Raw genomic sequence first — 15,013 nt, 5'->3', positions numbered from 1 at the left:
ACGCCCGAGACCTCGCGGTACGGCTGCGCGAGTCGCTCTCGTCCGAAGCCGAGGAACGCGCCGAACGGGCCGGAGTCCTGCTGGCCGCACCGATCGGCCTCTGCTTCCTGCCCGCGTTCCTCTGCCTCGGAGTCCTGCCCGTCGTGCTCGGCCTCGCCGCCCGGCTCGACGGCGTCCTCTAGACCCTTCCCACGAAAGGCACTTCCATGCGCAACCTCCCCACCTTCCGCGACGACGACGGCATGGCGACCGTCGAGTACGCCATCGCCACCCTGGCCGCCGCCGCGCTGGCCGGTGTCCTCTATCTGATCGTCAACAGCGAAGCCGTCGTCGCCGGGATCACCGCGCTCATCGAGCGGGCCTTGTCGGTGAAGTCCTGATGCGAGGCGACCGCGGGTCCGTCACGGTGGAGGCCGCGCTCGGCATCGTCGCGCTGACGTTCGTTTCGGCTCTCCTGCTGGCCGGGGTCGGGGTCGCCGCCGATCAGGTCCGCTGCACCGACGCGGCCCGCGAGGCCGCCCGGCTCCTCGCTCGCGGGCAACCCGCCCGCGCCGAACAGGCCGTACGGGAGATAGCGCCGGGCGGAGCCCGGCTGGACGTCGTCCGCGAAGGCGATGCCATCACCGCCGGCGTCGAGGCCGAACCCGTCGCCGGACTGCTGCCGGGCGTCCGGCTGCGCTCCCGCGCCTTCGCGATCGCCGAGCCGGGGAGCGGGCCGTGAGCACGGACGACAGGGGCTTCGCGACGGCGTGGGCGGCCTCGATCGCCGCCGTCCTGGTCTGCGTCGCGGCGTTCACCTTCTGGATCGGCGCCGCCGTCACGGCCCGGCACCACACCGAGGCCGCCGCCGATCTGGCGGCACTCGCGGCGGCCTCGCACGCGACGGACGGTCCTGTCGCGGCCTGCGAGCGGGCACGACAGGTCACGGTCCGGATGTCGGTCACACTGCTGACCTGCCGCTGGGACAGGGGTGACGCCCTGGTCGAGGTGCGGTCAGTGCTGTCGGGACATTTGGCGACCTTCAGGCCCCCGGAAGCGCGCGCCCGGGCGGGACCGGTCGACCGGCCACCGTGACGGACGTCGCACGGCGAACGGTCGCCCGGCGGTAACCGGCAAGGAGTACGGGCGAGTAACCGCTTGGCGCGAGCAGCGGTCGTTGACGCGCGGCGAGCGGTCGAATGCATGATCAGCGCTCCGCCGAACGGCCGCACACCGCCGGTCGCGAGCGGGTTCACCGGGCCTGGATCCCCTGCTCGGCTGCGACGAACGGCATCGCGCCGGTCGCGCACGCCCGTTCATCGGACGCCCGGTGTTCGGTCCGTCCGGTCGGACTACCGCGCGTTCATCGCTAAGTAACCGCCGGTTGTCGCGCGAGGTCTTCTCCCGATGTGCAACTTGCCGTTTATTGAGATGTGCGCCACTTCGAAAAGTTCGCCGGAGCCGGCGCGGCAGAGACAGACACAGGACAGAGTTGACCTGAGGCAGGGACAGTAATGTTGGACGCGAATTGGCCGGACAGCTGGCGGGGCGCCTTCCGTATCGAAATGCGTGCGGAGGCGATCGGTCTCGCCTGGCGTGGCTGGCCGGTGCTCCCGGGTGCCGAGCCCGCGGCGCTCACCGCCGAGGGTGACGACCTCACCTGGCGGCGTCCCGTCCCCGCGCAGGACAACTGGCGTGAACTGATCGAGACCCACCCGCACGAGGTCGCCACGTGGTTCGGCGACGACACGCACAGCCTGCTCGTGGCCACCGGCACCGTGCTGGACGCCATCGAGGTCGACGACGAGCTCGGCAAGGCGGCCGCCCGCCTGCTGCGGGCCACCGGTCACCCGGCCCCGATCGTCGCGATGCCGAACGGTCGCTGGCTGTTCCTCACCACCGTCGCCACGAGCATCCCGCGGGAGCTGGCCGACCAGGCCTCGATCCAGTGGCACGGCGCGAACGACTACATCCCGCTGCCCCCGTCGCCGTTCCAGCACGGTGTCGTGCACTGGCGGGTCAAGCCGGAGGTCTGGGGCTGGCAGCTGCCCGAGGCCGCCGAGGTGCACGACGTGCTCGTCCGTGCGCTGGCCGGTGCCAGGACCGCCACCCCCGTGGCGACCCTGACCACCGCCGCCTGATCAACCCACAACTCCAAAGCCACCCAGTGGCCTTACTGGGACCCGTGCTGACGCAACGCCCCGAGCACGGTGTCCAGAACGGCCACCGCCCCCGCCTTGTCCAGCGGATCGTTGCCGTTCCCGCACTTCGGCGACTGGACGCAGGACGGGCAGCCGGCCGGGCACTCGCAGGAAACGATCGCCTCCCGCGTTGCGGCCAGCCAAGGGACAATTGCGGCAAACCCGCGATCGGCGAATCCCGCACCCCCGGGATGGCCATCGTGCACGAACACCGTCGCCTCCCCGGTGTTCTCGTGCCACGCGGTAGACACCCCGCCGATGTCCCAGCGGTCGCACGTAGCGAACAGCGGTAGCAGGCCGATCGCCGCGTGCTCGGCGGCATGCAGGGCACCGGGGACGCGCGCCGGATCCAACTCGGCGCTCGTCCCCGGTGTCCCGCAGCGGGAGTCGGAGAGCTCTGCTCGCGCAGAGCGCTCGCCGAACTCCCGCTCGACACCCTGTGGGGGCGCAGCCCCCACGCCCCCGGAATCCTCGGTCCCCACCCTGGAGCCTCCGGTCCCCACCGGCTCCAGAACTTCGGTCCCCGCCCGATGGCCCCCGGTCCCCGCCAAGCCATCGACCCCGGGGCCATCGGAAACACCGAGCAGCTCCGCCGAGATCGTGTACCAGACGGCGCGGGTGTGCAGGCTCTGCTCCGGCAGATCCAGCGGAGTCTGATCCAGCACCTCACCCGAAGGACGACGCCGCAAGTAGCCGACTACCTGCGAGCTCACCGACACCTCGCCGAGGTTCACCGTGACCCCGCCGTGCACCTGACTTTCCTCGGTGCGCAGCACACTGATGTCGACGATCTCCCGCGGCGACGTGGTCCAGTCCGGATCCTCCGCGTGCACCAGGGCGAGACCGGTCTCCAGATCCAGTTCGTCGACCACGTAGGACGAACCCTGGTGCAGGTACACCGCGCCGGGATGCACCGCGTAGCAGGCGGAACCCGGGTCGACGGTACCGAGCATCCGCCCGGAATCGGCCTCCACCACGGCGATCTGCTCTCCACCCGAACCGCGGATGCCGACGTCGGCGTGCGGCCGGTCGCGCGAGGTCCAATACCAGCCGCTCGTGCGGCGGCGGACGATCTTCTCCCTGACCAGATCGGCGAGGACGGCGCGCGCGGAGTCACCGCCGAAGGCCGCGACCTCCGGTTCGGTCAGCGGGAGTTCGGCGATGGCGCAGGCCAGCTGCGGTCCCAGCACGTACGGGTTCGACGGGTCGAGGACGGCGGCCTCCACCGGCCGGTCCAGGATCGCGGCCGGATGGTGCACGAGATAGGTGTCCAGCGGATCGTCGCGGGCCACGAACACGACCAGTGCCGCGTCACCCGCGCGCCCGGCCCGTCCGGCCTGCTGCCAGAACGACGCGAGCGTGCCCGGGTAGCCGGCCAGCACCACGGCGTCCAGTCCGGCGATGTCCACGCCGAGTTCGAGCGCGTTGGTCGTCGCCACCCCGAGCAGGCGTCCGGACAGCAACGCCGCTTCAAGCGCGCGGCGCTCCTCCGGAAGGTAGCCCGACCGATAAGCGGCAACGGATTCCGCCAGTGCACCGTCCACTTCGGACAAGATCCGCCGGGTGGCGAGCGCGGTGAGTTCCGCGCCTCGACGCGACCGGACGAACGCCAGTGAACGGGCACCCTCGATGACCAGTTCGGCCAGGATCCGCGCGGCCTCGGCGCCCGCCGAGCGCCGCACCGGTGCGCCGTTCTCGCCGGAAAGTTCGGACAGCAGCGGGGGTTCCCACAACGCCACCGTGCGGGCGCCCCGCGGCGAGCCGTCCTCGGTGACCGGAACACAGTCCCGCCCAGAGAGCTTCGACGCGAACGCGGCCGGGTCCGCTGTCGTCGCCGACGCGAGGACGAAGACCGGCGAAGCGCCGTAGTACGCGGCGACCCGTTGCAGCCTGCGCAGCAACAACGCCACATGGGAGCCGAAGACGCCGCGGTAGCTGTGGCATTCGTCGACGACGACGAACGAGAGCCGCCGGAAGAACCGGGACCAGCGCGAATGCGACGAGAGGATCCCGCGATGCAGCATGTCCGGGTTCGTGAACACCCAGTTCGCGTGCGCGCGGACCCAGTCACGCTCTTCCAGTGGGGTGTCGCCGTCGAACGACGCCGCGCGCACCTTCTTGATGTCCAAAGAGGACACGGAGCGCAACTGGTCGGCGCCGAGCGCCTTGGTCGGGGAGAGGTACAGCGCGGAAGCCCGCTCGTCCTCGGTCAACGCCGACAGCACGGGCAACTGGTACGCGAGCGACTTACCGGAAGCGGTGCCGGTGGAGATGACGACGTGCTTGCCCTCGCGCGCCAGTGACGCCGCTTCGGCCTGATGTCGCCACGGCGCCGTGACCCCGTTCGCCGTCAGCGCTTCGACGACCGGCGGCGCCGCCCACTCCGGCCAGTCCACGGAATCGGCCGATCGTGCGGGTAGCTCGGCCACATGGGTGACCGGGTACAGCGAAGCCGGGATCCCCGCCGTCGCGCGGTCGAGAAGCCGCCTGCCCTTCCCGGATTCCGCGGTGCCGTCCACCTTCCGAGCTTCGCACAGGGCCCCGACAGAAAACGGCCGCCCGGGCCCGGATCGCACACCGGGAGGGTCCGCGGATGATCGATACAGTGACCAGCCTCACAAGGTAACGGAACGTGCGGTGGCGGGGACGCCTTGCCGTCCTCCATCCCACTACCAATACACTCCCGCAATCCACACCGTCTGTGGCGAGCGTCATGTGAGACGTGCCTTGCAGTGCGACTAGCGTGACGCTCGGCTCAGATCCCCATGCCAGCGCGCGAGCCGCCGGTTCCATCGGCGGATCGTCGTTGGCCAACGGCGACGTCTCCAGGAGGACGAATGTCCCGGCAGTTCCTCGCGGAGGGCGAACTCACGCTCTCCGGAGGTGGTTACACCATCGTCGGTGTAATCGCCGTGGTCGCCCTTGCCGCACTGGTCATCGGCTACGTTCTGCTCAAGGAGGTGCTGGCCGCGGGCCAGGGCACCTCCAAGATGCAGGACATCGCGAAGGCAGTGCAGGAAGGCGCGGCTGCCTATCTCAAACGGCAGCGCAACACCCTCGTGATCTTCGGGGGAATCGTGTTCGTGCTGCTCTTCGCTTTGCCGGCCGATGACTGGAACGAGAAGATCGGCAGGTCCATCTTCTTCCTGGTCGGCGCGGGATTCTCCTTCGCGATCGGCTACCTCGGCATGTGGCTGGCGACGCAGGCGAACCTGCGTGTCGCGGCCGCTTCGCGTGAGACCGGCGGTCGCGAGAAGGCGATGCGACTGGCGTTCCGCACCGGCGGCGTCGTCGGCATGATCACCGTCGGTCTCGGCCTCTTCGGTGCCGCGGTGGTCGTTCTGGTCTATACCGGACAGGCTCCGAAGGTGTTGGAGGGCTTCGGTTTCGGTGCCGCGCTGATCGCGATGTTCATGCGTGTCGGCGGCGGTATCTTCACGAAGGCCGCCGACGTCGGCGCGGACCTGGTCGGCAAGGTCGAGCAGGGCATCCCCGAGGACGACCCGCGCAACGCGGCCACCATCGCCGACAACGTCGGTGACAACGTGGGCGACTGCGCCGGGATGGCGGCGGACCTCTTCGAGTCGTACGCGGTCATGCTCGTGGCGGCGCTGATCCTGGGTAGCACCGCCTTCGGCGTGCACGGCCTGATCTTCCCGCTCATCGTTCCCGCCATCGGCGTGATCACCGCGGTCATCGGTGTCTACATCACGAAGGCCAAGGCGGGCGAAGGCGGTCTCGTCACGATCAACCGCTCGTTCTACATCTCCGCGGGGATTTCCGCGGTGCTCTCGACGATCGCGGCGTTCGTCTACCTGCCCGGTTCGTTCTCCGAGCTGACCAGCGGTGCCACCAGCGAATCCGGTAACCCGGCGCTGATCGCGACCATCTCGGTGATCATCGGGATCGTGCTCGCGGCGATCATCCTCAAGCTCACCGGCTACTACACCGGCACCGAGCACAAGCCGGTCAAGGAGGTCGGCAAGTCCTCGGAAACCGGTGCGGCGACGGTGATCCTGGCCGGTATCTCGGTCGGGTTCGAGTCCGCCGTGTACACCGCCCTGGTCATCAGCGCGGCCGTCTTCGGCGCGTACCTGCTCGGTGGCGGCGTCGCGCTGTTCGCCGTGGCGCTGGCCGGTACCGGTCTGCTCACCACCGTCGGTGTCATCGTCGCGATGGACACCTTCGGCCCGATTTCGGACAACGCGCAGGGCATCGCCGAGATGTCGGGTGACGTCGACGAGGACGCGGCGCAGATCCTCACCGAACTCGACGCCGTCGGCAACACCACCAAGGCCATCACCAAGGGCATCGCGATCGCCACGGCGGTCCTCGCGGCGACGGCGCTGTTCGGGTCCTATCAGGACGCGATCAGCAAGGCGCTGAAGTCGATCCCGGAGGCGGCGGAGGCGAGCACCAGCGCGGTGAACTTCTTCGTGAACTCGGTGGTCAGCCCGAACACCCTCGTCGGCGTGATCGTCGGTGCGGCGGTCGTGTTCCTCTTCTCCGGTCTCGCGGTCAACGCGGTGTCCCGGGCCGCCGGCGCGGTCGTCTACGAAGTGCGCCGCCAGTTCCGCGACATCCCGGGCATCATGGAGGGCACCACCCGTCCCGAATACGGCCGGGTCGTCGACATCGTCACGCGTGACTCGCTGCGTGAGCTGACCACACCCGGTCTGCTCGCGGTCTTCGCTCCGATCGCGGTCGGCTTCGGCCTCGGCACCGGCGCACTCGCCGGTTACCTGGCCGGTGCGATCGCTTCCGGCACCCTGATGGCGATCTTCCTCGCCAACTCCGGTGGTGCCTGGGACAACGCGAAGAAGCTCGTGGAGGACGGAAGTCACGGCGGCAAGGGTTCGGACGCGCACGAGGCCACCATCATCGGTGACACCGTGGGTGACCCGTTCAAGGACACCGCCGGTCCGGCGATCAACCCGCTGATCAAGGTGATGAACCTGGTGTCGGTGCTGATCGCTCCGGCGGTCGTGCAGTTCTCGATCGGCGCGGACGCCAACGTCGGCATCCGGATCGGGATCTCGCTGGTGGCCGTCGCGATCATCGTCGCCGCGATCGTCGTCTCCAAGCGTCGCGAGTCGGTTCTTTCCGACACGCCCGCGGAAGCGAAGGCGTAGCGCCGAAAAGTTCCACCGCCGGGCCCGCCACGTTCCTGTGGCGGGCCCGGCGTCTGTCCGGCGCGCGTTAATCTCTGCGCGTCACACCGATCCTGATCCGGGGAGTCCCTGCCGTGAGGCGTTCGTTCGCTCTGTTCGCCGCCGCGTTCCTGCTGGCGGGTTGTGGTGGCGCCGAGACGCCCACCGCCGCACCTTCTCCTTCTTCCCCCGCCGCAGCGGCGGGCGGGTCCTGGATGGACGGTTTCTGCGGTTCGCTGATCGACTTCGCGAAGATCGGCGACTTCAAGATGCCCGACGTCGACCAGGGTGACGTCGGGAGTGCCCGCAAGGCGATGGATGAGGCCTTCGGCGTGTTCGCGCCCGGTTTCGACAACGCCGTCAACGGTCTGCGGGGACTCGGTCAGCCGCCGAGCCCGGAGGCGGAAGCCGCGCGCAAGAGCATCGTGGACGCGCTGACCCCGATCCGGGACCAGGTCGTCGCCGCGAAGTCCAAGTTGGACGCCTCGGCGAAGGACGACAAGATCGCCACGGCGGAGGCCGGGGTCGCGTTCCGGAAGATCGGGTCCGACATCAACGACATGCCCGATCCGTTCCAGCAGCTGGAAACGAACGCTTCGCTGAAGTCGCTGGCCCAGCAGGCGCCGAACTGCAAGAAGCTGCCTTCCTGAGCGTTCTTGTCGTCACGTTGATTTGCAATGCCCCCCGGTATCGGTACCGTCGGGGGCCAGCCGGGAAGTCGTCAGGTCGGGAGGTGTTTTCGTGCGGCCGCGGTCCACCGTCCTTGCCGCATTGGTAACAAGTATCGGGCTCGGCTTGGCCGGGTGCGGGCAGCAGCCCCCGGTGACTTCCCACGCAAGACAAGAAGGCCTCGCGACGGTCAGTCCGTCGGCGGCCGATCCCGCCTCCGCCTGGGCGGAGGGATACTGCGGCGCGGTCGGCGGGCTCGTGCGGACGATGGCGACGTTGCCCAGTGTCGATCCGAGCACGCCCGAGCAGGCCTCCCGGACGTCCAGTCAGTTGATGGCCTCGGTGGCCGACGGGCTGAGGCGCACGTCGGCGGCACTCGGCACCATCGGCCCGTCCCCGGTCGCCGGCGGTGACGCCTCGCGGACGGCCGCCGTCGCCCAACTCGACGGCATCCGCTCCCGCGCCGACGACGTCCGGCACCGTCTCGACTCCTCAACCGACTCCGAGACGACGAAGACGGCGCTTCGCGACGCCCGGACCTCGCTCGACGAACTGGACCGCCTGGACCTTCTCAGGGGCCTTAACGACGTGCCTCAGCTCGCCACGGCCAGTAGCCGGATCCCGGTTTGCCAGGACTTGGTGAAACAACCGCGTTGAGTCACCGGACTATCACTGGCCATGACTCGAACTTGTGTTCTATTCTGTCCGGGTGGACGGGACGATCTCGCTCTTCTCGGCGGAGGCGAGCGGGCCAGGGCTCGCCGACCTCGCCGGTGTGCTGTGCGGGCCCGGCCGGATGGCGGGCTTCGGGCGGACGGCGGCACGGCTGTCCGCCGTGGTCGACGAGCAGTGGCGGGCGCGTGCTCTCGCCCGTGAATGCCGTCGGCGTGGTGCCGAGGCGCAGGTCTCGGCCGCCGAATGCGGACGCCCGCTGGTGAGAACGCCGTTCCGGGTCGATCTGCTGCCACTGGAGCGGCGGTGGAGCCGGGGCGAGGAGAAGGTGCTGCCGGACGGGTTCCGGCTCGACGGGGCGATGCTGAGGATGTGGGCGCTGGCGGGCGGCAGCCCTCAGGGCAACGGCTACCTGCTCGCGCTCGATCCGGAGGCGCCGGAGACGCACGAGCGGCTCATCCGCGCGCTCGCGCAGCTCGGCGTACCGGCGAAGGTGCAGCGCGGCGAGGAGGCGTTTCTGCGGGTCACGGGCCGACGGCGGCTGGCGCACGTGCTGGAGCTGATCGGTGACGCGCCCGCCGGGGCGGAGCCGGCCTGGCCGAGCCTGGTCCCCGTCGTTCGTGCTGTTTGACGCTCACCAAGTGCTATGAACGGCCCGTTACTTGCAAAATTTGCAAGTAACGGGCCGTTCATAGCACTCGAGCGAGGGGAATCAGGGCTTCGGCGCCTTGCAGTTCGGGTTCGCCAGGTCCAGCTCACTACGCGAAAGGCAAGAGGTCAGCTGATAGGTCTGCTCCCCGTAGTTGATGCCCTTCCGCACGGTTACCTTCCCGGCCGCGTCGACCTCGCACGGGTTGTTCATCGTGCACCGCTGGCCGCTCTCGTTGCCGGTGTTGTTGACGCCGATGACCTTGCCGGTCGAGGTCTCGATGATCGGCGACCCCGAGGTCCCGCCGATCGTCTTGCACGCCGAGGTGTACCTGATCGAGTCCTTCCAGACCCAGTCCGCCTCGTGCAGCTCGTGGACGAAGCCGTCGACGTTGCAGGAATAGATCTTCTTCCAGTAACCGGAGACGACGTCCATCGCGACGCCGGCCGACGGACGGGTCGGCGAGAGCGTCAGCGGGGCGATACCGTAGGACGCCTGGATCTGGGAATAGCTGGTGTTGAGCTGGTACAGCGAGACGTCCGTGTCGGTCATCGTCGCGTAGAGCAGCTTCTTCGCCTTGAGGGTGCCCAGTGACGAGCGGCCGTCCTTGGACAGCAGGCTGAAGGTCCGTGATGACGGCTGGTTGACGATTACTTCTCCAGGGTCCGGGAAACCTTCTTGGAGGCAATGCCCGTTGGAGAGGACGAGGGCCGGGTCGGAAAGGCTCGCCTCGGGCGGCTTCACCACCGACCCGGAGCAGTTCGACAAGGCCACCGTTCCGGCGAAGGTGGTCGTGGCGGCTTCCGCCGGGGTCACCCCGACCAGGGCGGATGCGGTCAGCATGGCGAACAGCGTGCCGAGGAGTCGTCGGGTCACGTGGAGTCCTTTCGGGTCGGCGTGGACATCAAGTGAAGCGTTGGCGGAAGGGAGCCACCACCGTCGAACGGAGGGTGTTCGGGTGATCACGCGGCACCCCAGGCGGACGTGTCCGACATCACGTGCTAGGTGTTGAAAGGAAACATCGGCGAGGTCAGCGGCGATGCGCTGGACACACGATCGGCGGCGTGTTGTGCCACCTAGACGTGGTCCGGGCGGCATGAGCGTGCACACTGACGGGTCGAGAGGCGGCGCGAAGGCGCCGAAGATGAGCGGAGAGCAGGACAGCGTGGCAGGAGCACGGACGAAGAAGACCGCGGCGTCGGACGACGGCGCGGGCCGTCGTCGGCTGGTGATCGTCGAGTCGCCGACCAAGGCCCGCAAGATCGCCCCGTACCTCGGCGTCAACTACGTCGTGGAGTCGTCCGTCGGGCACATCCGGGACCTTCCCCGCGGCGCGGCCGACGTGCCGGCCCAGTACAAGGGCGAGTCGTGGGCGCGGCTGGGTGTCGACGTCGACAACGACTTCAAGGCGCTCTACGTCGTGACCCCGGACAAGAAGTCCAAGGTCACCGAGCTGAAGAGCCTGCTGAAGGACGTCGACGAGCTCTATCTCGCCACGGACCCCGACCGCGAGGGCGAAGCCATCGCGTGGCATCTGCTGGAGACCCTCAAGCCGAAGGTCCCGGTCCGCCGGATGGTCTTCCACGAGGTCACCGAGCAGGCGATCCGTGCCGCCGCCGACAGCACCCGTGAGCTCGACGGCGACCTGGTCGACGCGCAGGAGACGCGCCGCATCCTGGACCGGCTCTACGGCTACGAGGTCTCGCCCGTGCTGTGGAAGAAGGTCATGCCGAAGCTTTCGGCGGGCCGTGTGCAGTCCGTGGCGACCCGAATCGTGGTCGAGCGGGAACGCGAGCGCATGCGCTTCACCTCGGCGTCGTACTGGGACATCTCCGCCACGATGGATGCCGGTGCCGAGGCCGCGCCTCGCACCTTCCCGGCCCGGATGATCGCCGTGGACGGCGCGCGTCTGGCCACCGGCCGTGACTTCGGCTCGGACGGTCAGCTGAAGACCGGCACCTCCTCGAACAACGAGATCCGCGTGCTTGCCGAGGCCGACGCGGTCCGGCTGGCCGAGGCGCTGAAGAACCGTGACTTCAAGGTCGCGAGCGTCGAAGAGAAGCCGTACACCCGCAAGCCGTACGCGCCCTTCATGACCTCGACCCTGCAGCAGGAGGCGGGTCGCAAGCTGCGGTTCACCTCCGAGCGCACCATGCGGATCGCGCAGAAGCTGTACGAGAACGGTTACATCACTTATATGCGTACCGACTCCACGACGCTGTCGGAGTCGGCGATCTCGGCGGCGCGCAGCCAGGCGACGCAGCTGTACGGCAAGGAATACGTCTCGCCGTCGCCGCGCCAGTACACCCGCAAGGTGAAGAACGCGCAGGAAGCCCACGAGGCGATCCGTCCGTCGGGCGAGGTCTTCCGTACGCCGGGCCAGGTCGCGAAGGATCTGGACACCGACGAGTACCGCCTTTACGAGATGATCTGGCAGCGCACGATCGCGTCGCAGATGGCGGACGCGAAGGGCACCACGATGTCGGTGCGCATCGTCGGCACCGCCACCAGCGGCGAAGAAGTCACCTTCGCCTCTTCGGGCCGCACGATCACCTTCGCCGGGTTCCTCAAGGCGTACGTCGAGGCCGTCGACACCGAAAGCGGTGGCGAGGCGGACGACAAGCAGAGCCGTCTCCCGCAGCTGGTCAAGGACCAGGCGCTGACCGCGTCCGAGCTGAGCCCGGACGGGCACACCACGTCGCCGCCCGCGCGCTACTCGGAGCCGAGCCTGGTCAGCAAGCTCGAAGAGCTGGGCATCGGCCGCCCGTCGACGTACGCGTCGATCATCAAGACCATCCAGGACCGCGGCTACGTATGGAAGAAGGGTTCCGCGCTGGTTCCCTCCTGGGTCGCGTTCGCCGTGATCGGGTTGATGGAGCGGCATTTCGAGCGGCTGGTCGACTACGACTTCACCGCCGGCATGGAGGACGAACTCGACCGTATCGCCGCCGGTGACGAGCACCGTACGCAGTGGCTGTCGAAGTTCTACTTCGGCGGCGACATGGGCGTCGACGGTTCCGTCGGCCGGCTCGGTGGGCTGAAGAAGCTGGTCGGCTCCGGCGTCGAGGACATCGACGCCCGCGAGATCAACTCGATCCCGCTGTTCAGCGACCCCGAAGGCCACACCGTCGTCGTGCGCGTCGGCCGCTACGGCCCGTACCTCGAACGCGAGGTCGACGGCACGTCGCAGCGGGCGAACCTGCCCGAGGACCTGCCGCCGGACGAGCTGACCCTGGAACTCGCGGAGAAGCTGTTCGCGACGCCGCAGGAAGGCCGCGTGCTCGGCACCGACCCGGTCAGCGGGCACGAGATCGTGGCGAAGGAAGGCCGCTTCGGCCCGTACGTCACCGAGCTCCTTCCCGAGCCGGAGCCGCTGCCCGAAGGCGCGACTGCCGCGCAGAAGAAGGCCGCGAAGGCGAAGCAGCCGAAGCCGCGTACGGGTTCGCTGTTCAAGTCCATGTCTATCGAGACGATGAACCTCGAAGACGCGCTGAAGCTGCTTTCGCTGCCGCGCGTGGTCGGCAAGGACCCCGAGTCCGGCGACGAGATCACGGCGCAGAACGGGCGCTACGGGCCGTACCTGAAGAAGGGCACGGACTCGCGTTCGCTCACGACCGAGGATCAGCTCTTCGAGATCACTCTCGAAGAGGCTCTGAAGATCTACTCGGAGCCGAAGCAGCGTGGACGCTCCGCGACCGCGAAGCCGCCGCTCAAAGAACTGGGCGACGACCCCGTGTCCGGTAAGCCGATGGTGGTCAAGGACGGCCGCTTCGGCCCGTACGTGACCGACGGGGAGTACAACGCGACGCTGCGGAAGTCGGACAGCATCGAGGAACTGACCGCCGAGCGCGGCGCCGAACTGCTGGCGGAGAAGCGCGCGAAGGGCCCGGCGCCCAAGCGCAAGGCTCCGGCGCGGAAGACCACGGCGTCGAAGACGACGGCCACGAAGACCGCGGCGAAGAAGACCACCGCGACGAAGTCGACGACGGCCGCGAAGTCCACAACGGCCGCGAAGAAGCCGGCTGCGCGTTCCACCGCTACGAAGACGAAGTAGCGCTAGCTCTCGCACAAGCGCGCTATGAAAGGCCCGTTACTTGCAAAATTTGCAAGTAACGGGCCTTTCATAGCATCCGGGCGCGGAGCGTCACGAGCCGACAGAAGCCCAGAAGCCGCACCGGTGATCCACGTCGTGATCGGTGGGCCTGATCGCGTCCGGGGCGAGCGAGAGCACCGGACCGCGGCCGCCGTACGGGTCCCAGCGCGGTGAACCCGGCGTGTTCGGATCACCCGTGCGGACGAAAGCGGTCCAGTACGCGATCATCTGGTCCGACAGGCGTTTCTGCTCGGGGCGCTCGATCAGGTCGAATCCGCCCAGTTCGAAGAGGTACGCCATGTCGAGGGCGTGTGCCGCGCCGTGCGGCAGGCCCGGAGCCTCGACGCCGTTGACGTTGGGTGCGTTCTTGTCGTCGAATTCGTAGGCGTAAACGGGACCACGTTCGGACATCACGCGGTCCGCCTCGGCCGTCGGGCAGGCCCACGAGCGGTCGGTGGTCACCGTCGCCCACGCCATCGCAGGAGATTCGTAGTCCCGCGACGGATACTTCGCCCCGACCTCGTCCGCGTACTCGCCGAACGCCTTGCGCAGGAACTCCTGATAACGCTCCTCGGTGATCGGCTTGACCATCGCGACGCCGGCGACGAACGACCGCATTTCGTCGTGCGTCCCGCCGGAGATGACCGGAACGCGGTGGTAAGCGCCGTGGCGCAACGCTTTCGCGGGATCGGACGGCAGCAGAGGCGTGTCGTAGGTCAGGTGGTTGGCGAAGGTTTGCGTATGCGGCAACAGATCCGCGGCGGGCAGGCGGCGGAGGCACTCGACCGCCGCCGGACCCGTGCACCCGAGACTCGTGGCGACGGCCTTGCCGTCGGCCTCGGTCTCGGCGAGTGGTGAGTACGGCGTCTGCGCGTCCTGGTTCGGGATCAGGCCACCGGGCGGCCAGTTCAACAGGCACGAGCCGGACATGATCGCGGCCTTGTGGAACAGGCCGGTCGCGGCGGGCGAGGTCAGCAGCGCGCAGGTGCTCATCCCGCCGGCGGACTGCCCGGCCACCGTCACGTCGCCGGGATTCCCGCCGAACGACGCGATGTTGTGCTGCGTCCAGCGCAGCGCGGAAAGCTGGTCCGCCAGGCCGAAATCACCGGATCCCGCGAGTCCCGGATGTCCGAAGTAGCCGAATACGCCGAGCCGGTAGTTCGTCGTCACCACGATGACGCCGCCCTGATCGGCCAGCCGCTGCGCGCCGTAGAGGCTCCCGGCGTCCCTCGTGTAGCCGCCGCCGTGCAGCCAGACGAGCACCGGAAGCCGTCGGCCGCCCGCGTCACGTGGCACGGTGACGTTGAGGAACAAGCAGTCCTCATCGGTAAGGGGAGCGCCGGTGGTGCTTTGTGGACAGAAGTTCCCCGGTTTCGTGGCGTCGGCGACGCCCTTCCAGGGCTCCGGCGGCCGTGGTGGCTTCCAGCGGTCCTCGCCGACGGGCGGCGCTGCGAACCGGATCCCGCTGAACGTCCGGGTCGGCCCGGATTCCTTGCCGCGAACCAGACCCGCGTCGGTGCGCGCGACGAGCGGGTCCGGCGGGGTGGCGACGGGAAGCATCGTCATCAGGCCGGCGAGGAGGATCGAAAACAGGTGCATG

Annotated in this window: 12 protein-coding genes and 1 pseudogene; 10 read left to right on the top strand and 3 right to left on the bottom strand. The window is 68.7% G+C overall.

The annotated features are described in order from the left end of the window. From H5J31_RS30850 to H5J31_RS30830, 5 genes and pseudogenes are all read left to right on the top strand, one after another. Positions 1 to 182, top strand: a pseudogene (locus H5J31_RS30850) (type II secretion system F family protein); the annotation flags it as partial. A gap of 24 nt (positions 183 to 206) precedes the next feature. Then, positions 207 to 380 (top strand): DUF4244 domain-containing protein, encoded by a 174-nt coding sequence (locus tag H5J31_RS30845; RefSeq protein WP_181776183.1) that lies wholly within the window; start codon positions 207 to 209, stop codon positions 378 to 380. Beyond that, the gene (locus H5J31_RS30840; RefSeq protein ID WP_181776182.1) at positions 380 to 721 is read left to right on the top strand and encodes a TadE family type IV pilus minor pilin; all 342 of its coding nucleotides are present in this window, start codon (positions 380 to 382) and stop codon (positions 719 to 721) included. Before H5J31_RS30845 ends, H5J31_RS30840 begins: the two co-directional genes overlap by 1 nt. Beyond that, complete coding sequence (locus H5J31_RS30835; protein ID WP_181776181.1) at positions 718 to 1,074, top strand: Rv3654c family TadE-like protein; 357 nt, start codon at positions 718 to 720, stop codon at positions 1,072 to 1,074. The genes H5J31_RS30840 and H5J31_RS30835 overlap by 4 nt, the downstream gene beginning before the upstream one ends. A 419-nt stretch (positions 1,075 to 1,493) precedes the next feature. After that, positions 1,494 to 2,120 carry a bifunctional DNA primase/polymerase gene (locus tag H5J31_RS30830; protein ID WP_181776180.1) on the top strand — a complete coding sequence of 209 codons (627 nt, stop codon included), beginning with the start codon at positions 1,494 to 1,496 and terminating at the stop codon, positions 2,118 to 2,120. Positions 2,121 to 2,152: 32 nt separating this feature from the next. Here H5J31_RS30830 and H5J31_RS30825 read toward each other — a convergent pair whose 3' ends face one another. Continuing rightward, positions 2,153 to 4,699 carry a DEAD/DEAH box helicase gene (locus tag H5J31_RS30825; protein WP_181776179.1) on the bottom strand — a complete coding sequence of 849 codons (2,547 nt, stop codon included), beginning with the start codon at positions 4,697 to 4,699 and terminating at the stop codon, positions 2,153 to 2,155. A 318-nt stretch (positions 4,700 to 5,017) separates the two neighbouring features. Here H5J31_RS30825 and H5J31_RS30820 point away from each other — a divergent pair, with 318 nt between their 5' ends. The 4 genes from H5J31_RS30820 (at position 5,018) to H5J31_RS30805 (ending at position 9,302) form a co-directional block, all read left to right on the top strand. Next, positions 5,018 to 7,312, top strand: a complete 2,295-nt coding sequence (locus H5J31_RS30820; RefSeq protein WP_181776178.1) for a sodium-translocating pyrophosphatase — start codon at positions 5,018 to 5,020, stop codon at positions 7,310 to 7,312. A gap of 113 nt (positions 7,313 to 7,425) precedes the next feature. Then, complete coding sequence (locus H5J31_RS30815; protein WP_328701657.1) at positions 7,426 to 7,980, top strand: hypothetical protein; 555 nt, start codon at positions 7,426 to 7,428, stop codon at positions 7,978 to 7,980. A 91-nt stretch (positions 7,981 to 8,071) separates the two neighbouring features. After that, positions 8,072 to 8,656, top strand: a complete 585-nt coding sequence (locus H5J31_RS30810) for a hypothetical protein (RefSeq protein WP_181776177.1) — start codon at positions 8,072 to 8,074, stop codon at positions 8,654 to 8,656. 34 nt (positions 8,657 to 8,690) lie between these two features. Further along, complete coding sequence (locus tag H5J31_RS30805) at positions 8,691 to 9,302, top strand: hypothetical protein (protein WP_181776176.1); 612 nt, start codon at positions 8,691 to 8,693, stop codon at positions 9,300 to 9,302. Between the two features lie 81 nt (positions 9,303 to 9,383). Here the strand turns inward: H5J31_RS30805 and H5J31_RS30800 are convergent, their stop codons facing one another. After that, on the bottom strand, positions 9,384 to 10,196 hold the full coding sequence (locus H5J31_RS30800) for a S1 family peptidase (protein ID WP_181776175.1): 813 nt from the start codon (positions 10,194 to 10,196) through the stop codon (positions 9,384 to 9,386). A gap of 268 nt (positions 10,197 to 10,464) precedes the next feature. Between H5J31_RS30800 and topA the strand changes: the two genes are divergently transcribed. Next, complete coding sequence (gene topA, locus H5J31_RS30795) at positions 10,465 to 13,374, top strand: type I DNA topoisomerase (protein ID WP_181776174.1); 2,910 nt, start codon at positions 10,465 to 10,467, stop codon at positions 13,372 to 13,374. A gap of 90 nt (positions 13,375 to 13,464) precedes the next feature. Here the strand turns inward: topA and H5J31_RS30790 are convergent, their stop codons facing one another. Further along, the gene (locus H5J31_RS30790) at positions 13,465 to 15,012 is read right to left on the bottom strand and encodes a carboxylesterase/lipase family protein (RefSeq protein WP_181776173.1); all 1,548 of its coding nucleotides are present in this window, start codon (positions 15,010 to 15,012) and stop codon (positions 13,465 to 13,467) included. Position 15,013: the final 1 nt, after the last annotated feature.

Source organism: Amycolatopsis pittospori, from assembly GCF_013870525.1.
Taxonomy (GTDB): domain Bacteria; phylum Actinomycetota; class Actinomycetes; order Mycobacteriales; family Pseudonocardiaceae; genus Amycolatopsis; species Amycolatopsis pittospori.
This window is presented reverse-complemented; position numbering and strand designations above follow the sequence as displayed.

Excerpts from the sequence above, each read along its gene's own strand:
- H5J31_RS30845 (WP_181776183.1), top strand. The coding sequence starts at position 207 with ATGCGCAACCTCCCCACCTTCCGCGACGACGACGGCATGGCGACCGTC.
- H5J31_RS30840 (WP_181776182.1), top strand. The coding sequence starts at position 380 with ATGCGAGGCGACCGCGGGTCCGTCACGGTGGAGGCCGCGCTCGGCATC.
- H5J31_RS30830 (WP_181776180.1), top strand. The coding sequence starts at position 1,494 with ATGTTGGACGCGAATTGGCCGGACAGCTGGCGGGGCGCCTTCCGTATC.
- H5J31_RS30820 (WP_181776178.1), top strand. The coding sequence starts at position 5,018 with ATGTCCCGGCAGTTCCTCGCGGAGGGCGAACTCACGCTCTCCGGAGGT.
- topA (WP_181776174.1), top strand. The coding sequence starts at position 10,465 with ATGAGCGGAGAGCAGGACAGCGTGGCAGGAGCACGGACGAAGAAGACC.
- H5J31_RS30790 (WP_181776173.1), bottom strand. The coding sequence starts at position 15,012 with ATGCACCTGTTTTCGATCCTCCTCGCCGGCCTGATGACGATGCTTCCC.